Source organism: Gammaproteobacteria bacterium, assembly GCA_013214945.1.
Classification (GTDB): domain Bacteria; phylum Pseudomonadota; class Gammaproteobacteria; order Enterobacterales; family Psychrobiaceae; genus Psychrobium.
Map to the genome: position 1 here is coordinate 1 of JABSRT010000003.1, position 25222 is coordinate 25222.

At 42.8% G+C, this 25222-nt stretch carries 6 protein-coding genes; all 6 read right to left on the reverse strand.

Features of this window, described 5'->3' with window-relative positions; all coding sequences use genetic code 11:
- Window positions 1-1599, reverse strand: a 1599-nt coding sequence (locus tag HRU23_02115; protein ID NRA52917.1) for a non-ribosomal peptide synthetase, incomplete at its 3' end; no start/stop codon positions are given.
- An 89-nt stretch (window positions 1600-1688) separates the two neighbouring features.
- Window positions 1689-8309: an amino acid adenylation domain-containing protein gene (locus HRU23_02120; GenBank protein NRA52918.1), complete on the reverse strand. Its 6621-nt coding sequence runs from the start codon at window positions 8307-8309 to the stop codon at window positions 1689-1691.
- Window positions 8310-8588: 279 nt separating this feature from the next.
- Window positions 8589-9332 carry a thioesterase gene (locus HRU23_02125; GenBank protein NRA52919.1) on the reverse strand — a complete coding sequence of 248 codons (744 nt, stop codon included), beginning with the start codon at window positions 9330-9332 and terminating at the stop codon, window positions 8589-8591.
- Between the two features lie 2 nt (window positions 9333-9334).
- Window positions 9335-9595 carry an MbtH family protein gene (locus tag HRU23_02130; protein ID NRA52920.1) on the reverse strand — a complete coding sequence of 87 codons (261 nt, stop codon included), beginning with the start codon at window positions 9593-9595 and terminating at the stop codon, window positions 9335-9337.
- A 111-nt stretch (window positions 9596-9706) separates the two neighbouring features.
- Complete coding sequence (locus HRU23_02135; protein NRA52921.1) at window positions 9707-11104, reverse strand: aspartate aminotransferase family protein; 1398 nt, start codon at window positions 11102-11104, stop codon at window positions 9707-9709.
- A gap of 195 nt (window positions 11105-11299) precedes the next feature.
- Window positions 11300-24847: a non-ribosomal peptide synthase/polyketide synthase gene (locus HRU23_02140; GenBank protein NRA52922.1), complete on the reverse strand. Its 13548-nt coding sequence runs from the start codon at window positions 24845-24847 to the stop codon at window positions 11300-11302.
- Between the last annotated feature and the right edge of the window lie 375 nt (window positions 24848-25222).

Below are 25222 nucleotides of genomic sequence, written 5' to 3' on the forward strand. Positions count from 1 at the left end.
TGGCTGAGCTAGCACTTGTGCTTCAAAACGCTGCTGAATACTTAATTTAGCTGCTACATCTGGATAAGCAGGGTTTCTGTGAAAAATAAGCTGCTGGCTTTCTTCTTTACTTAGCATGCTTAACTCACCCAAAGCTGTAGTTGGGTTATTACATAACTCGCTAAGAAGCGTTAACCAATGTTTCGTCATTGATTCAATAGTATTAGTTTTAAATAGATCAGTGCTAAAAGTAAAACAAGCACTAATTCCTTGTTCATGTTCAGTTGTGTCAAGTGCAAGATCAAATTTTGCCGTTGCTGTTGAAGACTCCATTTGCTCGATGGCTAATCCGGATATTTCTGACAGGATGTTGTCATTAGCCTCTGTTTTCGCCTGATGATTAAACATTACTTGAAATATAGGACTACAGCTTAAATTACGTTCTGGTTGCAAAACTTCAACTAATTCTTCAAAAGGTAAGTCTTGATGTGCTTGTGCAGCAAAAACTTTATTTTTAACTTGCTTTAGTAAATATCTGCCATCTTTATCTGCATTAAGTTCGGTACGTAAAACTAACGTGTTAACAAAAAAACCAATCAAGTTTTCTACTTCTGTACGATCACGATTAGCTGAAGGGACACCAACACAAATATCCTTTTGTCCACTATAGCGTTGTAGCAATAATTGAAATGATGCCAACAACAACATAAACAAAGTACAACCTTCCCTTTTAGCTAATTGATTTAGTGTTACGACTAAATCGGCAGCCAACTCAAGATTGATTGATTGTCCATTTTGGCTAGGAATAGCTGAGCGAGTATGATCTGTAGGTAGCTCTAAGACTGGTAATGCGTCACTCAACTCACCTAGCCAATAATCTTTCTGTCGTTGACGTTCGCCGGAATCCATCCATTGCCGTTGCCAAGCCGCATAATCTTTATATTGTATGACTAAGTCTGGTAAGTTTTTCGAATTCGGAGCATCAAATTGATCCTCTTCATTTTTAATAGAAGCGGTATAGTTATGAATTAGTTCATTAACCATAATTTGCATTGACCAACCATCAGAAACTATATGGTGTTGCGTAATGATTAAGATCCACTCAGCATTAGGTTTCTGATCTTTGCTATTAGTTTTATTGTCTAATCTTAATAAACTTACCCGCAATAATGGCCCATGTTCTAAATCAAACTGCTGCTGGATTTCTCTATTAATAATGCAAGTAACGGCTTCATCATCGGTAGAACTTTCCACCTTTAATTCTTTTATAGATAATTCCATCGCCTCATGAATACATTGCTGGAGTACACCATCTTGCATTACAAAAGTAGTGCGTAATGTTTCATGGCGGATAATGAGCTGATTAAAACTGCGCTGTAAAGCGTCAACACTTAGATTGCCCGTAAGTCGTAACACCACCGGCATATTATAAGCAGTGGTGTCAGGATCTAATTGCCATAATATCCATTGTCGCTGCTGTGCATAAGACGTTATCGGAACCGTTTCTTTAGGCATTGGGACAACAGGTAAACTAGCAGGGTCTATGCCTTTAGCAGATAATAGTTCAAATAAGGCTTGACGTTTAGCTGCATTAAGCGGCTTTAAACGTTCAACTAACATTTGTTGATTGGGTTTATTTTTATTGACCATAGATTTAGTATTCTTTGATTTAGCGAGTTCGTTTTCATTCGATATTATTGACATGACGATTAATCCTCTTCGATTGCTGCAAGTTCGTCTAATGCTTCGAAAATCAAATCCAAGCCGCCTTCGTTTTGTTCTTGTTGTGTTTCGATCAATAACGTAATATTTTCTATTGTCACGTTAGTGGCATAGAAGTCTTTTACTGCTAATTCAACATTGAAATTGTGCTTGATCTGACTGACTAGTTGGATCATTAACAACGAATGTCCACCCAAGGCAAAGAAGTTATCGCTTAAACCAACTTGTTCAACACCCAGCACGTCTTGCCAAATTTGCGCTAATTGCTTTTCTAGCTCAGTAGTTGGCGCAACATAGGTTTGTTGCAGTTGGCTGGCATCAGCTTTGGGCAATGCTTTGCGGTCTAACTTGCCATTGGGCGTTAACGGGAATTGCTCAAGCAACAACATATGCGCTGGTACCATGTATTCAGGCAAGGCTTGTTGTAGTTGATTTTTAATATCGGCTCTAAAGCTGTTTTGTACTTCATTACCCGCTTCAATTAGTCCGCTATCATTGGGGATAACATAGGCGACTAACTGCTGACCCGCATTGCCTTCTTGGGCTAAGACCACCGCATCGCGGATAGCGTCATTACCTTGCAACTGTGATTCAATCTCACCCAGCTCAATACGGAAACCACGGATTTTAACTTGATGGTCAATTCGGCCAACATATTCGATGGTGCCGTCAATTCGGTAGCGTGCCAAATCGCCAGTGCGGTATAAGCGCCCGCCTGATTTATTGAATGGGTCGGCGATAAAGCGCTCGGCTGTTAATTCTGGACGACCGTAATAACCGCGAGCTAAACCAACTCCGCCAAGATATAACTCCCCAGCAACACCAACAGGAACAGGCAGTAAATCATCAGCTAGGATATACGTTTGCATATTGGCAATAGGATGCCCAATAGGCACACTATCAAGGCCTTCTTCAACACATGTCCAATGAGTAACATCGATTGCAGCCTCAGTTGGGCCATAAAGATTGTATAAATTAGCGTGCGGTAACGTTGTTAACGCTTGTGTTTGTAGCTCTGCAGATAACGCTTCTCCACTGCAAATAACACGTTGTAAACTTGTACAACCAACAACTGATTCATGCTGTATAAACACTTGCAGCATTGATGGCACAAAATGTAGCGTCGTTATATTTTCTTGTTTAATTAACGCAACGAGTCGCTCAGGGTCTTTTTGGTCATTCGGTAAAGCAACAACCAAACGAGCACCTGTCAATAATGGCCAGAAGAACTCCCAAACGGATACATCAAAGCTAAAGGGTGTTTTTTGTAATATGCGGTCTTCATCGGTTAGTTGATACGCTTGTTGCATCCAATTTAAACGATTATGTAATGCTTGATGCGTATTTCCCACCCCCTTTGGTTTCCCCGTCGAGCCCGAGGTATAAATCACGTAGGCTAAATTACTTGAATTATTGTGATTTAATACGTTGTCTATGCTGTAATCGCTTAAGGCGTCTTCAGTTAGAATGTTATCAAGCAGGACAACTTCAATACTATTCGCTATGGCTAGTTGTTGTTCGATATGGCTTTGCGATAACAGTAGCTTAATTCCACTCGCTTCAACCATATACGCCAAACGCTCTTGCGGGTAATCAGGGTCTAGCGGCACATAAGCACCGCCCGCTTTAAGAATAGCCAAAAGGCCAACAATCATTTCTAACGAACGTTCAACCGCGATACCCACTAACACATCAGGGCCAACACCTTGCGCGCGTAGTTTATGTGCTAGCTGATTAGCCTTTTGATTTAGTGTTTGATAACTCAGTTGCGTATCGTCAAAAACAAGCGCGGTGTTATCTGGATTGATTTTCGCTTGTTGCTCGAACAACTGATGAATACAAATCTCAGTATCGTAACTAACCGCTGTATCATTCCAGTCTTCAATAATGTGTTTTTTCTCAGCCTGGTCAAGCAAAGGTAATTCAGCAATGCGCTCATTCGGCTTAGCTACTATCCCCTGTAAAAGCTGCAGCCAATGTTTGGCTAATCGCTCAATCGTGGATGGCTCAAATAAGTCCGTCGCATAGTTGAATGATGCTGAAATACCGCCTTCGTACTCACTAATATCCAGCGTTAAATCAAATTTCGCCGTATGGCTGTCCCAGCTTACGCCTTCTACTTCTAGGCCTTCTACACTGGCCAGTTGGGACTCTTTATTTGAGCCTTTCTCACTCAGGTAGTTAAACATGGCTTGGAATAACGGCGTATGACTTAAACTACGTTCAACTTGTAACGCTTCAACCAATTGCTCAAAAGGTAAGTCTTGGTTGTCTTGCGCGTCTAACGTCGTTTGTTTAACTTGTTGTAAGAATTCATTAAAAGTTAAGTCATCTGAAAAGTCAGCACGTAACACTTGGGTATTAACAAAGAAACCAATTAAGTTTTCAGTTTCTAGTCGATTACGGTTTGCTATCGGTGTGCCTACCCGTATTTCTTCTTGACCACTGTAACGATGTAAAAGCGTTTGGAATGACGCAAGCAACAAGGTAAACAAGGTTGTGCTTTCTTGGTTTGCTAGCTGTGTCAGGTTATTGATGAGTTCGCTGTCTAGCGCTACGCTTTGACTTGCTCCGGCATAACTTGCTTGCATTGGACGTGCATGGTCTGTCGGTAATTCCAGTACCGGATGCTCTGTCCCTAATTTTTCACGCCAATACGTTAACTGACGTTCTCCTTCCTCGCCTTCTAAACGCTCACGTTGCCATACGGCATAATCGGCATATTGAATCGGTAAACTTGGTAGCTCTGGTGTTTGATGTTGGCTAAACGCACTATACGCTTGCACTAATTCACTCACCATTAACTGCATTGACCAAGCATCAGACACCACATGGTGCTGCACAAGTGCAAGTACATGCGCTTGCGCTGATAAACTAATGAGCTTAACCCGCAGTAGTGGCCCCTCGGCCAAGTCGAATACTTCATCACCTAACTGTTGCAATACTTGTTGTAACGCAGCGTCTTGTAATTGCTCTTTACTATCACCGTCAATAGTCTCTTGAGTAAACGATAACGCTTCTGCGTTCAACGTAATCGATACTGTATCTTTAATGACTTGGTGTAACTGACCTTCATCACCTTGGGCAAAGTGAGTACGCAACACTTCATGACGCGCAAACAGATAATCAAAACTGTCACGTAGTGCTTCAATATCCAGTTCACCCGTTAATCGAAGCGCTGAACTCATGTGATAAGCCGTGCTTTGTGGCTCTATCTGCCACAAGACCCACTGGCGCTGTTGCGCGTAAGAAAGAGGTAACTCTTGCTCACGTGATACAGGCAAGATAACTTCAGACACAACCCCTTCGCTTTGCGCGACGCGTACAGCAAAGTCACGCAAATCGCTCGCTTCAAACATCACTCGCATTGGAATTTCCGCTGACAATGCTTGCCTAACCCGAGAAACAACCTGAGTCAGTAATAGTGAATGTCCACCCAAGGCAAAGAAGTTATCACTTAAACCTACTTGCTCAACACCCAGCACGTCTTGCCAGATTTGCGCTAATTGCTTTTCTAGCTCGGTATTTGGCGCAACATACGTTTGTTGTAGTTGACTGGCATCAGCTTTGGGCAATGCTTTGCGGTCTAACTTGCCATTAGGGGTTAACGGGAATTGTTCAAGCAACAACATATGCGCCGGTACCATGTACTCAGGCAAGGCTTGTTGGAGTTGGTTTTTAATATCAGCTCTAAAGCTGTTTTGTGCTTCATTATCGGTTTGAATCAGACCGCTATCGTTAGGAATAACATAAGCGACTAACTGCTGACCGCCATTGCCTTCTTGGGCTAAGACCACCGCATCGCGGATAGCGTCATTGCCTTGCAACTGTGATTCAATCTCACCCAGTTCAATACGGAAACCACGGATTTTAACTTGGTGGTCAATCCGGCCAACATACTCGATGGTGCCATCCGCTTGGTAGCGTGCTAAGTCACCAGTGCGATATAAGCGGCCGCCTGATTTATTGAATGGGTCGGCGATAAATCGCTCGGCCGTTAATTCTGGACGACCGTAATAGCCGCGAGTTACTCCCTCACCACCAATAAAAAGTTCACCTATTACACCTGTTGGTTGTGGTGCAAACTCATCGTTCAGTATATGAATAACAGTATTGTCTATCGGCGCTCCTAAATAAGGTTTTTTATTGGCTTTATCAAGGCGGTAACTTGCTGACCAAACCGTTGTTTCGGTCGGCCCATAAACATTCCAAATACAGTCAGTGTGTTTAAGCATATCATTGGCTAATGAATCAGAAAGTGCTTCACCGCCTGATAATAATTTACAACGCTTAAGTAAGTCACAAGCGTCTGCCTCCATTAACATTTTCCATGTCGATGGCGTCGCTTGAACAACCGTAACACCTGCACGCTCGACAATTTCGCTTATTTCGTGTGGGTCTTTACTGGTTTTAGAACCCAATAAAACAATGCTCGCACCAGTATATAAAGGGAGGTAAAGCTCCAGTACTGCAATATCAAACGACAGTGAGGTTAAAGCCAGCACCCTGTCATTAGCATTAATGCCAGGCTGCTTTGCCATGCTCGATAAGAAGTTAATAACGCTTTGATGAGGAACTGCCACCCCCTTTGGTTTCCCCGTCGAGCCAGAGGTATAAATCACGTAGGCTAAATTACTTGAATTATTGTGATTTAATACGTTGCCTGTGCTGTAATCGCTTAAGGCACCTTCAGTTAGAATGTTATCAAGCAGGACTACTTCAATACTATTCGCTATGGCTAGTTGTTGTTCGATATGACTTTGCGATAACAGTAGCTTAATCCCACTGGCTTCAACCATATACGCCAAACGCTCTTGCGGATAATCAGGGTCTAGCGGCACATAAGCACCGCCCGCTTTAAGAATCGCTAAAAGACCAACAACCATTTCTAACGAACGTTCAACCGCGATACCCACTAACACATCAGGGCCAACACCTTGCGCGCGTAGTTTATGTGCTAGCTGATTAGCCTTTTGATTTAGTGTTTGATAACTCAGTTGCGTATCGTCAAAAACAAGCGCGGTGTTATCTGGATTGATTTTCGCTTGTTGCTCGAACAACTGATGAATACAAATCTCAGTATCGTAACTAACCGCTGTATCATTCCAGTCTTCAGTAATGTGTTTTTTCTCTGCCTGGTCAAGCAAAGGCAACTCGGCAATGCGCTCATTAGGCTTGGCTACAATCCCCTGTAAAAGCTGTTGCCAATGTTTGGCTAATCGCTCAATCGTTGATGGCTCAAATAAGTCAGTCGCATAAGTAAAAGCAGCATAGAGTTGACCGCCCTTTTCCCAAGTATCCAATTTCAAATCAAACTGTGTTACTTTTTTATCCCACTCAAGTGGCTGTAACCGTAAGCCTGAATCTGTCACGATTTCTTCAATATCGGTTATTTCAGCTTGATGATTTATCATCACCTGAAATAAGGCGTTATGGTTAAGGCTGCGCTCTAATTTAAGTGCGTCAACTAACTTTTCGTAAGGTAAATCTTGATGTGCTTGAGCATCTAGCGCCGTTTCTCGAACATCTTGTAGTAGCTCGCTCACCGTTTTTTGACCATCGATAACGGTACGTAATACTTGGGTATTAATGAAACAACCGATCAAGCCTTCAATTTCGCTACGATTCCGATTAGCAATAGGGGTGCCCACGCGAATATCTGCTTGGTTGCTATAACGATAAAGAAGAATTTTAAACGCGGTTAACAACACAACAAATAAAGTTGTATTGTTTTGTTGGGCAAATGTTTTTAAATTTGCGAACAAGGTCGCATCGATACCAAACTCACGCCGTGATCCAGCGTAACTCGGTGTTAATGGTCGCGGATAATCAGTGGGCAGTTCAAGGATCGGATGTTCGTTACCTAGCTTTTGTTGCCAGTAACTTAACTGTCGGTCTAATTCCCCAGCTTCAAGCCAGCTGCGTTGCCATAATGCATAATCACGATATTGAATAGGCAAAGGCGTTAACTGGGGTTTATCACCACGACTATATGCGTCATAAAAATGAATAAACTCTTCAATCATGACATTCATTGACCAGCCATCAGCAATAATATGATGCATCGTTAACAGCAATACATGCTGTTGGTCTGCTAATTTTAATAATTTAACCCTTAACAATGGCCCTTGGCTTAAATCAAAAGGCAGTAAAGATTCGTTAACGGCTTCGTCTTTAGCCATTTGTTCACGCGCTGCTACTGGAAAATCAATGAGATCTTGTTGAATAATTACCAGTGATTGTTCTTGAGCAATCTGTTGAGTGGGCTGTTCGTCTGCCGATAAACAAAAACGTGTTCTTAATGATTCATGACGTTCAATTAAGCTATTAAAGGCTTGGTTCAGTATGGATAAGTCTAAATGACCATTAAGACGAACAGCACTTGGTAAATTATACGTTGCACCTTGTGGCTCAAGTTGCCACAGAAACCACATTCGCTGCTGCGCATATGATAATGAAAACCGTTCTTCGACATCTGCATTAGCGATGATAGGGAAAAGGCTAAAATCTAAGCCCTGCTTTTGCAGCGCCGTCAAAAAGACCTTTCTTTTATCTTGCGGTAAACTTATAAAACGACTCGCTAACTTTTGGGTATCGCTAAGATTCATATCGACTATTGCATCCGGTTAAATAATAAAAAACTGAAGAATTAACCTCTATAAAACGAATGTAAACACGGATAATTTAAGAAAATTAAAATCTATTTTAAATACACAATTGTTGGTCGGATCTTTTTTGTACTAATTGTAATTTAAGAATTTTTTACTGGATAAATGAGCTGTAAATATACGGGAAGTGACTAAAAATACTTTAATGAAAGCTCAGTCGATTAGGCTGAGCATTTGAAACGAGATTAGTATTAGAAATTAAGTGCGTGGCATAAACTATCACGCATATTTGTAAGCACGTACATTAGGTAACGTGGTTAAAACAAGCTTAATGTGAGCCAGTACTTTGTCTTCATGCTGCTGGATAAAAAAGTGCCCGCCATCAAATTTGGTTAGGCTAAATTCAGCACTGGTTTCTTGCTGCCAAGCATTTAGCTGCTCATCCGTTGCTTTATCGGTACTGCCAGCCAAAACATGCAATGGGCAAACAAGCCTATCACTATGATGATAACGATAGCCGCCACAAAGAAGATAATCAGCGCGCATAACCGGTAAAATCAATGCCATTAATTCTTTATTGGCCAAAGCATCTTCTGATGTACCCTCTAGCGTACGAAGATCATCAATTAATTGCTCATCACTTTTCGGTTCGCTTAACTTTTCTTCATACTCTTCACGTCGAGTAGGGGCCGCTGTTCCTGATGCAAACAATACAACAGGCGCTGAACAGCCCTTTTTGACTAACGCATGTGCCAATTCAAATGCCAATAATGCGCCTAAACTATGGCCTAAAAATGCATAAGGTTGGCTTGGGTTTAAACTTATATCATGGCTAATTTCTGTTGCTAATTGCGCAACTAAAGCCGACATATCTTGCTGCAAGGGCTCAGCCATGCGCAGCCCGCGTCCTGGTAACTCAACCGGATGAATCGCTAACCATGCCGGTAATTTTCGACGCCAGCGACTATACACCATGGCGCTAGCGCCAGAATGGGGTAAACAATATAATTTTAAACCTAGCATCATTAACCTGCTACAAGCTGAGCGTCTTCAACTTCTTGCTCTGCTTTTTTCTCTTGTGCTGCCATATGTTTACGTAAACTTAGCGGGCGCATATCGGTCCATACTTCTTCAACGAATTCCAAACAGTCTTTTTTTAAGCCGCGTTTGCCCGCCTTGGTCCAACCTTTAGGAATTTCTTTATAAGCTGGCCAAATAGAATATTGCTCTTCATGGTTTAAAACCACCTCAAAATCAATGTCTTCACGATCAAATACTGATGTCATTTTTATCTCCTAAATTAGCGTCAATACGCTAATATAATTTTGTTATCAAAAATCAAAGTTATTTGCTACTTACAATAACGTTTGAAGCAGCAAAAAAGTTAAGCTAACTTATCAATTTGTTATGGCTACCGCCGCAGCAACTGCCCGAGCAAAAATTTCCGCCACGTCGTCTACTTGTTCAGCAGTAATAATTAACGGTGGCAGAAAACGAGCCACGCTGCCATAACGACCACCTAGCTCAACAATTAAGCCACGTTTGAGAGATTCTCGTTGCACTAAGCTGGCGAATTCGCCACAAGCTGGTGAGTGGCCAAGTTTGTCCGGCTGGCCATTAGGATCAACCAGCTCAATTCCTATCATTAGTCCACGACCACGCACATCACCTAGTTGCGGATACACACGTTGCAATGTATAAAAGTGCTCAAGTAATCGCTGGCCCATGTTGGCGGCATGATTTGCTAAGTCATTCTCTTTAATGTAATTAATTACCGCTGAACCGGCGGCCATCGCCATTTGATTGCCGCGGAATGTTCCTGCATGAGCCCCTGGCTGCCATGTATCTAACCAGTCTTGGTACAACATTACTGCCAACGGTAAACCGCCACCAAGTGCTTTAGACAACACCACCACATCAGGTATTATGCCGGCTTCTTCAAACGCAAACATTTTGCCACTACGGGCGAAACCACTTTGAATTTCATCAACAATTAAAGGCACTTTGGCTTTCTTGGTAATTTCACGTAAACCTTGCAACCATTTTATATCAGCGGGTATAACCCCACCCTCACCCTGAATAACTTCAACAATCACTGCGGCAGGTAACAACACGCCACTTTCAGGATCAGTTAATAGATTTTCTAAATAATTTAAATTAGCTTGTACACCTTGCTCTCCGCTTAAACCAAACGGACAACGATAATCATAAGGGTATGGTAAAAAGTGTACACCGCTATTTAGCAAGGCATCTAATGGCTCTTTCGGTGAATGGCTGCCCATCAGGCTAAGTGCCCCTTGGCTCATGCCATGATACGCGCCCTGAAAAGAAAGTATCGTGTTGCGACCAGTTGCCGTACGCACCAATTTTAATGCGGCTTCGACCGCATCAGTGCCAGTAGGACCGCAAAATTGTATTTTGGCTTGCTCTGAAAATTCACGAGGGAATATCGAGAATAAGTCTTGAACAAATTGATCTCGGGTTGGCGTGTTAATGTCTAGTGTTAATAGCGGCGCTTCGTCGGTTAACAGTTGTTGAATAACATTCGTTATCACCGGATGATTATGACCCAACACTAAGGCACCAGCCCCTGCTAAACAATCAATAAATTGTCGACCTTCAACATCTTCTACGTACACGCCTGACGCTTTTTTTAATACTAACGGCAAGCGACGCGAATAACTGCGAGCATTAGACTCTTGCTGTTTTTGTCTAGTCAATAAAGCACACTCGTTAAATTTGTAAAGTACTTCATTTTCAGAAATATGACTTTCAGAAACATCATTTCTGATCACCGATTGTTCTTTAACGTTTGCAATAGCTTCCACTTTAATCTTCCTCGAAAAAATATACAGTTTAGTCAATTTAAAGGTTAGGTTTTTAACCTCTAAAGTTATTATTAATAACGAAACCAATGCCGTTAAATTTAAGCCTTTAGAGATAAAAAATACCTTTTGTAGCGATTCCTTTCGCTACTTGTTAACAGCGTGCTAAGAATCCTCAAGCTCGGTCATAAAGTCATTTAGCCAAGCCGTTTTTTCTTCATCGATGGCAATGCTATTTAACGAATCAATTTGGATTGCTAATTGAGCTACGGTGCTACTTTCAAACATCGCGCGTAACGGAATATTACGTTGTAAGACTTGTTGTAAACGAGATGCTATTTGGGTAGCAAGTAATGAATGGCCGCCAAGCTCGAAGAAATTATCATTAACCCCAACCTGCTCAACTTTTAGAATGTCGATCCAGATGTTTGCAATCGTCTGCTCTAGCTCACTGCTTGGCGCAACATAAAGGGTACTTTGTTGCTGGCCTAGTTCAATATCAGGTAAGGCTTTACGATCAATTTTACCGTTAGCGTTACGTGGCATTTGTTCTAATATTTGCCAATGCAGCGGCACCATATAGTCTGGTAAGGCTTGCGCCAAACCTTGCTTTAATTGTGCAATCAAATCGGCTGAACTTGCCTGTGCGCTAGGGCCACAAGCTGTGATATAACCGACCAGGAAAAGACCGTTAGCGCCTTTTTTAGCCAGTACAACCGCTTCGAGCACTTCAGGTAATTGATGCAGTTGTGCTTCAATTTCGCCAAGTTCGATACGGTATCCGCGTATTTTAACTTGTTGATCAATTCGGCCCACGTACTCAAGCAAGCCATCGCTGCGTCGGCGCGCTAAATCACCACTGCGATACAAACGCTCGCCTTTATCACTAAATACATCGGGAATAAATGTTTGTGCGGTCCGTTTTGGATCAAAGCTATAACCTCGACCAACCCCCATACCTGCGACGCACAATTCGGCAATTGCACCGCTTGGTACCAGATCAAGACCGTCATCAAGCAGGTATAAGCGGTTATTGTCGGTCGGGCTACCAATCGGTAAATAATCGCTGGCTGTTGATGCTAAATCGATATTGAAAAACGCCACATCGTCAGAACATTCAGCAGGGCCATACGCATTAATTAAGCCGATATTCGGATAACTCTTTAACCATTGCGCTGCCAATACTGGAGGCATCGCTTCACCTGTTGGTAATAACCAACGTAAATTCGGCTGCAAGCTTAGCGCTTGATCTTGCGCTGCTTCATCTAATATTCCTTGGATTAATGACGGCACACTTTCTAATACGGTAATGCCTTGGTCTTGAATATGTTTAAGTAGTGCTTGTGGGTTCTGAGATATTTCATTGGGCACGATATCGACTCTGCCGCCAAATAGAGGCGCAGTTAAAAACTGCCATACTGAAATGTCAAAGCACTGTGAAGCGGTTTGTGCGATAACGTCATTTTCACCCAATTGCATGTAAGGTATTTTACTCAATTGATTATTAAGCATGCCTTGCTGCTCAACCATCACACCTTTTGGCACACCAGTAGAGCCTGATGTATAAATGACATAAGCAAGGCTATTGGCGTGGTTAAACCGATTAAGATGATTCAAGCTCGGGTTGAGAACATTCTGACTAGCATCAACAGGAAACTGATGATTGTCTTGTTGCACATCTTCCCATAACAACAATACTGGGCGATTATCACTCGACAATTGCGGCAGTAATGTCTGAGCTTGCTCATAACAAACCTTGTCGCAGACCAGTATCGAAATACGACTACTATTCATCATTTGCAGTAAGCGTTGTTCGGGATGGCTTGGATCAAGTGGTAAATAAGCGCTGCCCGATTTAAAGCACCCGATCATCATTGCTAATAAATTGAGCCCACGCTCTGCTAATAACGCGACTGGCTGATCAGTATTGTCGCCTTGTGCCAAGATGCGATGGCTTAAACGGTTAGCATATTGATTTAAATCGTGATAATTCCACTGCTGACTTAAACAACTTGCTGCAATGCGCTGTGGGGTAGCTGCAACTTGCCCCTCGAACAATTGCACATAACTTTGATATTCGGTATCGGGTGTTTGCTCGGTAACAGCAGCCTGGTTGCAATCTTTAACCAGAAACTGATGTTCACGATCACTCAATAATGGCAGCGCTGCAAAGGGTTGATCAATATTATCAACCAGTGCAATCAATAGTCGTTTAAATTCGCCGAGCATATGGTCAATGCTGGTTTTATCAAAATAACGTTGATCGTAAGAAATATGTAAACCTAAGCTATCGCCTGGATAACACACCGCCGTTAACGGGAAGTTCGTGTGGGTACGACCTGAATCTGAGCTGGCATTAAAATGGCGAGCACTGTCTAAAACTGAAGAGTCGACTGGCGCATTTTCAAAAACAAATAAACTGTCAAACAATGGCGCGCCCTTGGGCAATTCACTGCAATTTTGAATATCGACCAACGATAAATACTCGTGCTCACGTAAATCAAGATTGTGGGCCAGTAACTGCTGCAACCAATCTTTAACACTCGCATTTTCATCGAGTAATGGCGTAGGCACTCGCAAAGGAATACTGTTGATAAACAGTCCGACTGTGCGTTGCATTTCTGGTTTTTCAATCGGACGTCCCGCAACGGTTACGCCAAATAATACTTCCCTGTCACCACTTAGACGGCGTAACACCAATGACCAAGCCGCTTGGGCAAATGTATTTGCCGTGAGTTGATAACGTTGTGCCAACTCCTGCAAGCGAGTGCTGTCATTGCTATCTAGATTAGTATAGCTATCACCAACAACCATACCGCCACTGTCACCGGCATGCTCGCGTAGCAAGGGTCTATCACTGGCAATTGATGTTGCTTGCTCAAACCCTTGTAAATTATCTTGCCACCACTGACGCGAACCATCGGCATTTTGTTGTTGTAACCAAACTATATAATCGCGATAACTTGGCGGCACAGCCAACTGTGCCTCACGTTTTTCACTTAACGCGGTATAAATTTCAAAAAAATCATTCATTAATATCGAACGACACCAAGCATCAATAAGAATATGGTGATTGCTCATCATAAACCAGTATTCTTCATCGCCAAGGCAAATCAAACGCAGCTGAAAAGGTGGCGTATTTAACAAATCAAAGCCAGCTTCACGCTCTTCTTTAAGCATGGCTTGCAAGCGTTGCTCGTGCTGACTTGGATCTTCTTGTCGCCAATCTAGAAAATCTACTTCAATTAAGCTTGGTTTATGGATCACCTGCAACATCGCTTCACCAGCATTCCAATTAAAGGAAGCTCGCAATGCTTCATGGCGTGCAACAACACCTTGCCACGCTGTAGCAAAACGTTGTGGATCAATCGCACTATGAATACGATAACGATCTTGCATGTAATAAAGCCCGGTGCCCGGCTCTAATAACGTATGCAGTAATAGCCCTTCTTGCATTGACGTTAATGGGTAAATATCCGCTATATTTTGTGCCGGTACCGTTAGCGCATCAAGTTGCGTTTGTGCCAATTGTGCTAACGGAAAGTCTGACGGCGTTAGCCTGCTGATCTCACTAGCCGCTAATTCATCGCTTATGCAATGTTCAATTAAGCTTTCTAATTGCTGCAAGTAATCAGTGGCCAACGTATTAATTGTTTGCTCGTTATAGCGCTTAGTGCTGTAAGTCCAACGTAAAACCAACTCATTGTTATACACTTGGCTATCAACACTCAGTACATTTGGCAATGCTGCTTGTTCATCACGGCTAACGCCTGTTGGATCATTTGATGGCTGGAACAAAGCATCGTTACCAAAGCTTTGATCAAATTGACCAAGATAGTTAAAGGTAATTTGTGCTTGTGGTAGCTGTGCCATTGCCGCTTGGCAATTATCATCTGCAAGATAACGCAACACCCCGTAACTGATCCCTTTATGTGGCACGGCACGTAGTTGCTCTTTGATCGTTTTGATATCATCGGCCAAACATTCGATGGTGCTTTTGCTGTCACCTTGTTCATTTTTCAATGAAGACGGGGTTAATCGCAATGGATACGCACTGGTGAACCAACCTACGGTACGCGTGAGGTCAATATCATCAAATATTTCTTCGCGACCATGGCCTTCTAATTGCACAAGTACCGATAACTGCTCAGACCAACGACACAGCGTTCGTGTTAATGCCGTTAATAATAAATCGTTTACTTGGGTGCGATAAGCCGCAGGCGCTTGCTGTAATAATTGCTCCGTGTGTTTGCTGCTTAACCGCAAAGTGATGGTGTTGGCGTCACATTCTTTAGAATTATCACTCGCGCTACTCACAGGGTAATCACTCGGTAATTGCTCTGTTAGCTGCTGCTCAGGGCGAGTTAACTGCTGCTGCCACCAAGTTAAGTTGTCTGTCAGTGATTCACTATTTGCATAACGCTGCAAACGTTCAGTCCAATCTCTAAATGCCGATGTTTTTGGCGCAAACTGTGCTTTTTTACCACTCGCTAGCTGCTGATAACTCCGTTGTAAGTCTTCTAGAATTATCCGCCAAGAGACTCCGTCGACCACCAAGTGATGAATCACTAACAATAAACGCTGTTTACCCTGTTGCTCGTTACTGTCAGCTTCAGTCACTAACATCGCGCGCAGTAATGGTCCATCTTGTAAGTTTAAACTGCGTTGCATCGCGTCGAATAAATCCGAGCACTGTGATGTTGACTGGGCAATATCATTAACAGTCGCCGTTTGTAATATTGCGCCGCTGTGTCCGTCTAACGTCTGGTGCTGTGCTTGCGAAGCTGATTTTTGGTTAAAGACTAATCGCAAAGCATCATGGTGTTGCAAAATTTGCTGTAGTACTTGCTCTAATAACTCAGGATCTAAATGCTGAGTTGGCTGTAATAACACCGCTTGATTCCAATGATCTCGATTAGGCACTGGCAGAGAGTAGAACCAATGTTGGATCGGGGTTAAGGCAGATTCCCCCGCTATTAGCCCTTGCTCAGCAACATATTGAACAGCGGTGTTGTCATCTCCTTGCTGTTCGCATAGCGCTGCCAGTGCTTGAATACTTTGATGTTGAAATAAATCACGCGGGCTAAAATTCAAGCCTACTTGACGCGCACGACTCACTACCTGAATAGATAAAATAGAGTCACCACCGAGCTCGAAGAAGTTATCATTGATACCGATGTTTTCTACTGCCAGTATTTCAGCCCAAATTACCGCTAATAACTGCTCCTGTTCGGTCGAAGGCGCAATATACTCTTGTTTGTTTTGTTCAATATCTGGTAAAGGTAACGCCTTACGATCAAGCTTGCCATTGGGACCAAGTGGTAAAGCAGGTAAAACAACCCAGTGTGCGGGTACCATATAGTCTGGCAATTGCTGTTTAAGACTAAGCTTTAACTGATTGATTAACAGTTCATTATCTTGGCTTTTTGTGTTTTTCTCACTCGAATTAGAGCTAGAAACATAGGCCACCAGCTGTTTATTACCCGCTAAATCTATTGCTAAAACTACTGTTTCATCAACCGATTGATGCGCTAATATTTTCGCTTCAATTTCGCCAAGCTCAATCCTAAAACCACGAATTTTAACTTGATAATCGGCACGCCCCACATATTCGACAAGGCCATCGATGCCTTGGCGTACTAAGTCGCCCGTTCGATATAAGCGCCCCGCTAGCTCGTCTGGGTGCTGATCAACGGTGAAAGGATTAGGAATAAAGCGCTCAGCAGTTAAGCCTTTACGGGCATGATATCCACGGGCTAAGCCTTTACCGCCAACATATAACTCACCAACACTGCCTTGCGGTACCAGTGCTAAATCGGTATCAAGAATATAGGCAAGCCGATCGCCAACAAGTCGGCCAATAGGCACACTCGCTACCTGATCGCCTAATTGCTGCGGCGCTAAACTGGCTAGCGGCATAACCACGGTTTCAGTCGGGCCATAAGCATTAAAGAAATATTCTGGTTGAAATGCGCCGCGAATTCGCTGTAAATGTTCGGCGGTTAAGACTTCGCCTCCGGTAATACACAAGCGAATAGGCAACGTCTCTTGACGACTTGTTAACCACTGCGCTAATTGACTGCCATAACTCGGTGTTAAACCTAAGGTGTTGACATTGTATTGACGAATTAGCTGGCAGATCTCCTCTACACCCCATTGGTTTTGTCCACGTAACACAAGGTGTGAACCACACAGTAGCGGAGCTAATAATCGTTCTGTTGCGGCATCAAAGTTGATTGAATAAAAATGTAATTCGCAATCATCACTGCGCATATCAAAACGTTCAATCACCGCTTGGCAATGCATACTTATTTCGCCATGAGCAACCATTACACCTTTAGGCTTACCTGTAGAGCCTGAGGTATAAATTAAATAGGCTTGGTGCATCGGTTGGTTAATTGAAGGTAATGCTGCCGTTGAATAATTCGCTAGCGCAGGGCCATCTTGTTCTAAACACCACGATTTAACGTGTTTTGGTAACTCACCAAGCGCCTCGAATAACGCACCATGGCTCAGTAATAGACAAATACCACTGTCGGTAATCATGTCTTGCAATCGTTCTATCGGATATTCAGGATCTAATGGCACATACGCACCACCAGCTTTAAGGATAGCTAATAAGCCAATCACCATGTCTAACGAACGCTCTAACGCCAAACCGACATAGTCTTCGGCACCAATGCCTTGCTCGCGTAAATACCAAGCTAGCTGATTAGATTTTTCGTCTAATTGGGCATAAGTAAGGGTGTTACCTGCAAAACTTAATGCTGGTGCATTCGGGGTTGCTTGAACCTGCTGGCTAAATAAATCATGTAAACAAAATTGCTTAGCGTCAGCTTCAGTTTGGGTTAAATTAAAATGAGACAGGCATAAATTGTTCGCTTCATCCGTTAAGGCACCGTCAGCCTGATCTTCATTATTAAAAAGCGCCAACTCGGCAATGCGTTGGCCTGGGTTATTAACCATGGCCGTGAGTAAGTTATTCCAATGACGCGCCATATTAGCAATTCGCGCTTGATCAAATAAATCGCAACTGTACGTTAAACAGCAAGCTAATTGGTCATTAAGATCGGTAACTTCTAGGTTAAGGTCAAACTTAGTTGCTTTAGCATCGTTGACAATGTAATCAACTGTCATGCCCGCTAGCTCTCGGCTTTGTTGGAAATTCCAACGCTGCACATTACACATTACTTGGAATAATGGATTATACGCAGTGCTACGAGGTGGCTGCAGCGCATCCACAAGTTGCTCAAAAGGTAAATCTTGATGTGACTGCCCTTCAATGACGGTATCACGTAACTGGCTTAATAATGTCTCAACACTCATTTGCCCATCAAGCTGACAGCGTAATACTTGAGTATTTAAAAAGGCGCCGATCAAACCTTCACTTTCTGGCCTGATCCGGTTCGCGATAGGCGCGCCAATACGCAGGTCATTTTGACCACTGTAGCGGTAAAGTAATACCGACAACGCTGCTGTCATGGTCATAAACAAGGTTAAGCCATGCTCCGCATTAAAATGTCGTACTTTCTCGGCTAATTCGTCGGTTACAGCAAAGCGATACAAACCGCCATTGTAGCTTTGTACAGCTGGACGCGGCCGATCACTAGGTAACGCTAATACCGGATGTTCATTACCGAGCTTATTGGTCCAGTAATCAAGTTGACGCTGACCTTCGCCTGACGCTAACCACTGACGTTGCCAGACACTGTAATCAAGATATTGCACTGCTAACGGTTTTAGTGGTGAGGGTTTATTATCGATAAATGATTGATAAAGTTCGCCAATTTCACGAGCAAAAATATCCATCGCCCAACCTTCGGTAACGATGTGGTGCAATGTTAATGATAAAACATGTTCTTGCTCAGACACTTTGACCAAACTGGCTCGCAATAATGGCCCTTGTTCTAAGTCGAACGGTTGGTGTGCTTCATCATCGGCCAGTTGCTGTAAACGCTGCTGGCACTCGTCATCGTCAAGGTTAGAAAAGTCCTGTTGCTGTAATTGGACACTTGAAGTCGCTGCGACTTGTTGTACAGGTACCCCATCAATACTTGGAAAAGTTGTACGTAGCGTTTCATGTCGCTGGATCAATGCTTGTAACGCCGCGGCAAAATGTTCGACATAAAATGGCCCCGTTAATCGCGCCATACCACTGACATTATAGGCCGGGCTATTCGGATCTATCTGCCAAAGAAACCATAACCGCTGTTGCGAAGAAGATAACGCGACCGGCTTGCTGCGATCAATAAGCTCAATAGCAGGCATTTTATTAAAGCGACCTGCTTGTTGCGCCTGTAAAATCTGCGCAACAAATGCACTTAATTGGCTATGTTCAAACAAGACTTTTAACGGTAATTCAACGTTACACTGTAAGCGAATACGAGAAACAATTTGTGTCGCGAGCAAGGAATGACCACCACATTGGAAGAAATCATCCGCCAGGCTAAAACGAGCAACTCCCATCACTTCTTGCCAAATAGCAGCCACTTGCTTTTCTAAAGCGGTTTTAGGGGCAATATAAACACTATGCTCGGTAAGTGTTGTATTTGGCTCTGGCAACGCGCGGTGATCCACTTTGCCGTTCACTGTTAATGGTAAACTTGTCAGTGCAATAAATTGCGCGGGTATCATGTAGCTTGGCAGAATTTTTTCGAGTGTAAGTTTTAATTCATCAGCGTGTTCACTACTATTAACCGTTGCCTGATTATTTTCCTGTTCAAGTACGTAATAAGCAATGAGTTGCGCATTGGCCTTAGCTGGTACATTCTTAGACTCATGCACGACAACAACCGCTTGTTTAATTATTGTTTGAGCTAATAACTGCGCTTCAATTTCTTGTGGATCAATACGAAAGCCACGTAATTTAATTTGTTGGTCAACGCGGCCAAGGTAGTCTAATGAACCATTAATACCCCAACGTGATTTGTCACCACTGCGATATAAACGCGCACCACGTTTAGCGCCCCGTTGCGTAGAACAAGGATCTGGTACAAAACGTTCAGCGGTCAGCGCTGCTCGGCCCAAGCCATGATTAATCGTTTTACGGTCAGATTCTTCGTTAATAGCGTTAGCATTGGTGCCGTTAACATTGGTGTCGTTAGCACTTAAATAACCTCGTGCTAAACCAGCGCCACCAATATATAACTCACCGGGCACCCCAATAGGTGCGAGCATAAGATCTTCATCAAGCACTCGGCAAATAACATTATTTAACGGCTTACCAATCGGAGAACGATGCTCATCACTTGCCTTAGTGTGCCAATGAGTAACATTAATAGCGGTTTCGGTGGGCCCATAACGGTTATGTAATTCAACATTTGGCAGTTGGTTTAAGATCTCGTTCCGTAAATTCACCGACAAAGCTTCACCGCCTGAGAACAGGTAACGTAAACTCGTGCAGTTTGTTACTTGCACCTCTTCGATAAATAACTGCAACATCGGCGGCACAAAATGTAACACTGTTACACCGTATTCCTGCACTAATGCCACTAACCGCTGCGGATCTCGCTGCTCTCCAGGTGCTGCTAGAATTAAGCGACAACCGGTTATTAAAGGTAAGAAACATTCCCACACCGAAACATCGAAACTAATCGCGGCTTTTTGTAAAAAGACCGCTTGGTGATCAAATTGATACTCTTCTTTCATCCATTGCAGACGGTCTCGCAACGCCGCATGGCTAATACCTACGCCTTTAGGCAAGCCTGTAGAACCCGAGGTATAAATGATGTAAGCGATATTATCGCCATGGACATTAACTGTCGGCGCACTGCTAGGCAGAGGGTCAATGTCGAGTTTATCCATCGCTATCAGCTTGCGGTTTACTGATAACTCAGCCAATAGCTCACTGTCAAAACAACTGTCTTGTGTCAGTAATATTTGAGCCCCACTATCTGAAAGCATATAAGACAATCGTTCGGTCGGGTAATTTGGATCTAAGGGTAAATAAGCGCCGCCCGCTTTTATAATCGCCAGCAGTCCTATCATTAACAGTGGTGAACGCTGAGCCAAAATCGCCACTCGAACTTCGGGTTTCACTCCTTGCGCTTGTAAATAATGGGCCAGTTTATTGGCTTGGGTATTTAGTTGTTCATAAGTAAAACTACCACCCTGCCATTGCAAGGCGGTTTCATGTGGAGTCAGTAGTGCTTGCTTATTAAGACTAACCGCTAGGCATTCTATCGTTTGTGGCTTGTTTGCTTTAACTGCCACTTCGCCCCACCGCGTTAACCGCTTTTGTTCACTAGCTGCGAGTAATTGGATATCGCCAATGCAAAGGTCTGGTTGCTGAACAACATGCTGTAATAAGTTAGAGAAATGAGTCGACAAGCGTTCGATGGTGTCAGGTTTAAATAGCTCAGTGTTATAATCAAAACTAAGTAGCAACTGCCCTTGGTCATTTTCTTCACTGTGCAATTGCAGATCACATTTCGCTGTTCGGCTATGCCAAGACAATTCCTCAGCAGTCAAGCCAGGTAAGCATTGGGCGTTCAAACCACGTTGTTGATGGTTAAACATCACCTGAAATAGCGGCGACTCATCTTGGTTACGTCTATTTGACTGTTGCTCATTGTTAGATAACAGCGCTTCTAGCACTTCGTTGATGGGAATGTCTTGATGCATTTGCGCATCTAAGGTTGTCGATTTTACCTGCTGTAATAACTGTGAAAAGGGTAATCGCGTTGTTACATCGGCACGTAAAACTAAGGTATTAATAAAAAATCCGACGATATTTTGAATATCGGCACGTTGACGGTTAGCACTTGGCACACCAACACGAATATCATGCTGGCCTGTATAACGGTGTAACAAGCTTTGAAAGCCCGCCAGCAATAACATAAATAATGTACTGTCTTGGGTTTGTGAAAAGCTGCGTAATTTTTCAGTTAATTGATGATCTAACGAAAAACTAAAACGTGCGGCGTTACTTTGCCTTTGCTCTTTGCTTGTTAATTGCGGCGACGTGTCTGCGGTTTCATTGATAAGTGTGCGTGGATAATCAGTCGCTAATTGCAATATTGGCAATTCACCTGCTAGTTGTTTTGTCCAATAATTTAACTGCTGGTTCGCGTTATCTTCAGCTAACCACTGACGTTGCCAACTCGCATAATCAGCATACTGCAAGGTCATTGGCGCAAGCGCTAAACTAAGATTCTGACCTTGGCACGCGGCGGCATATAATTGCGTAAATTCAGCCATTAGGAGGTCTAACGACCAACCATCAGCAATGATATGATGCAAAGTGATCAGTAACAGATGCTCAGTTTTAGCAAGTCGAATCAATTTTACTTGCAATAGTTCGCCGGCGGCTAAATCAAATATTTGTTGCGCTTCTTGCTCGCGCAAAATTTCAGCCTGAGCCTTACGTTCGCCTGCCTTAAGCAGACTAATATCACGGTGTTGTATAACAAGTTCAAGTGACGGTTCAATAACTTGCAACGCTACGCCATCTTTCTCAACAAAACGAGTACGCAATGATTCATGACGTTTAACCAACTGTTGAAAACTCGCATTTAATGCGGTTTGATTTATTTCACCTTTTAAGTGCAAACCAGCAGGAATATTATAAGCAGTACTTTGTGGTTCAAGCTGCCACAGGAACCATAATCGGCTTTGCGCAGAAGATAAAGGCAAGCCTTGCTCTCTTGACTGCACCACCATTGACAGCGTGTTGTCGGTCGCAACGCTTGGGTTAGCAATGATTTTTTCTATCGCCGCCACAAATGCAGCCAACACTGGCGCGTCAAAGATCACGCGCAAATCAATGGCCGTATTAAAACATTCCCGACATTTAGCAATAACTTGCACCGCTAAGACCGAATTACCACCAGCGAGGAAAAAATGATCTGCTGGCGTTATCTGATCTATTTGTAAAGCTTCGCGCCAAATTTCACTAATATCGTCGGTTATCGTCGAAGTTAGTTCCGGTGTTAGTTCTGATACTTGCTCGGTGTTGCCAGCAGCTGTTATGTCTTGCGCCGGAAACATCGCATAAGCTTCAATACTGCCATCGTCAATCCCTTGGCGACAGGCCGAACGCTGTAATTTCCCACTCGATGTTTTAGGTAACGAACCAGGGTTTAATAAGGCAACTTGTTGAGGTGCTTCCTGAAAAATGTCAGCAACCACTTCGCGAATGCTTTTGATCAATAACTCTGCCGGTACCAACTTTTGTAATTTTTTTCCTACTTCAGCAGCAATACCAATCCGGTCTTTACCATCAACATTTATCGTATACGCGGCGACTCGGCCTTTACGTACAACTTCTACTTCATCTTCAACAACACGTTCAATATCTTGCGGGTATAGGTTCTGCCCTCGTATAATGAGCATGTCTTTGAGGCGTCCGGTGACAAACAACTCCTGATCGCGTACAAAACCTAAATCACCGGTACGTAACCAAGTACAACCATCTGACTCAACAAACGATTGTGCTGTCGCTTGTGGGTTACGCCAATATCCCCGTGCAATACTAGGGCCTGTCGCCCAAATTTCCCCAATGGCATTATCATTCAATACTTGCGCACTATTAGGTTCAACAATACGAATAGCATGGCCAGGTTGGCTAAAGCCACAGCTCATGACCGTGCTTTTAACCGTACTGTCCTGGGTAACCAGTTGGGCTTTATTTTTCGATAAAGCCTCACCATCGAGATGTAATGCTTTAATTCCTTGATTTCGAACACTACCAGTAACAAACAGTGTTGCTTCGGCCAAACCATAACAAGAAAAGATCTGGCTTTGGTTAAAACCACAGTCTGAAAACTTAGCGCTAAAGATATCTAAACTATCTTGTCTAATCGGCTCTGAGCCAGAAAATGCTATTTTCCAACTACTCAAATCTAAACTTTCTAGTTTAGATTCTGCTATTCGCTCGCTACATAAACGATAGGCAAAATCAGGACCACCACTAATCGTCCCTTTATATTTACTAATAGCTTCTAACCAACGCACTGGGCGCTCAAGAAAATAACGCGATGACATCAGTACACATAAAACACCACTATAGATCGATTGTAATAAGCAACCAATCAAGCCCATGTCATGATAAAGCGGCAACCAACTAACAATAACGTCGTTAGCGCCAATGCCGAAACCTTTACGAATTAACTCTGAATTAACAGTTAAATTATGATGACTAACTTGCACCCCTTTAGGGGTAGAAGTAGAGCCCGATGTATATTGTAAAAAAGCAATATCGCTGAGCTGTATTTCAGGTGCTTGCCAATTTTCAATATCATTGTTGTCTAACGCGTCCACACATAACAATTGGGGGAATACCCCCAGACCTTCACCAAAAGACAATTGCTTGATGACCTGTGAGAGAGGTTCATATAAAAATGTACAGGTGAGTAATACACGAGGTTTAGCATCAGCAATAATAGACAACAATCGTTCTTGATGTTGTTGGCGAGTTGACTCAGGTGGATATGCGGGTACCGCAATAACCCCAGCATACAAGCAACCATAAAAGGCAGCCACATAATCTAAGCCACTTGGAAATAGTAGAATAGCTCTATCACCAGGGTCTGTTTGTTGTTGTAATTTAACCGCTATCGCACGGGCGCGACGGTCCAATTCGCCATAACTAATCGTTTCATTGTTATGTTCTTCTTTACTGAGAAAACGTAATGCTAATTTATCAGGTTCCGCCATTGCACGTTGTTGCAATAAATGGACTAAGGTACTTGAGCGTTCAGATTCATTCATTATATATACTCGCTTACATTCATCACTATTTTGAAGTATTCAACATCATTGAAGTAAATAAAAATCCATCAGATTCAAGTGTTCGTTATGTCACGCAACTCATAAACTGAAGGGCAAATAAAATTGCTTAATTATTAATACCGATACAGTAGAAACGGATGAGCTGGATAAATAATTAATCAATTAGGAAACAAAAAAATGACGAGTATTAAACGGGCTAACAAATGAAATAAAACGCCCTAATAACCATATTTCAAACGGCATGAGATGGGGTAAATTAAACAAATATAAACAAATATTTTATATCTCATTGATTAATCTGAGATATACAAAATTCGTTGTTGATAATAGTTATCATTGGTATTAGTATACGCGACA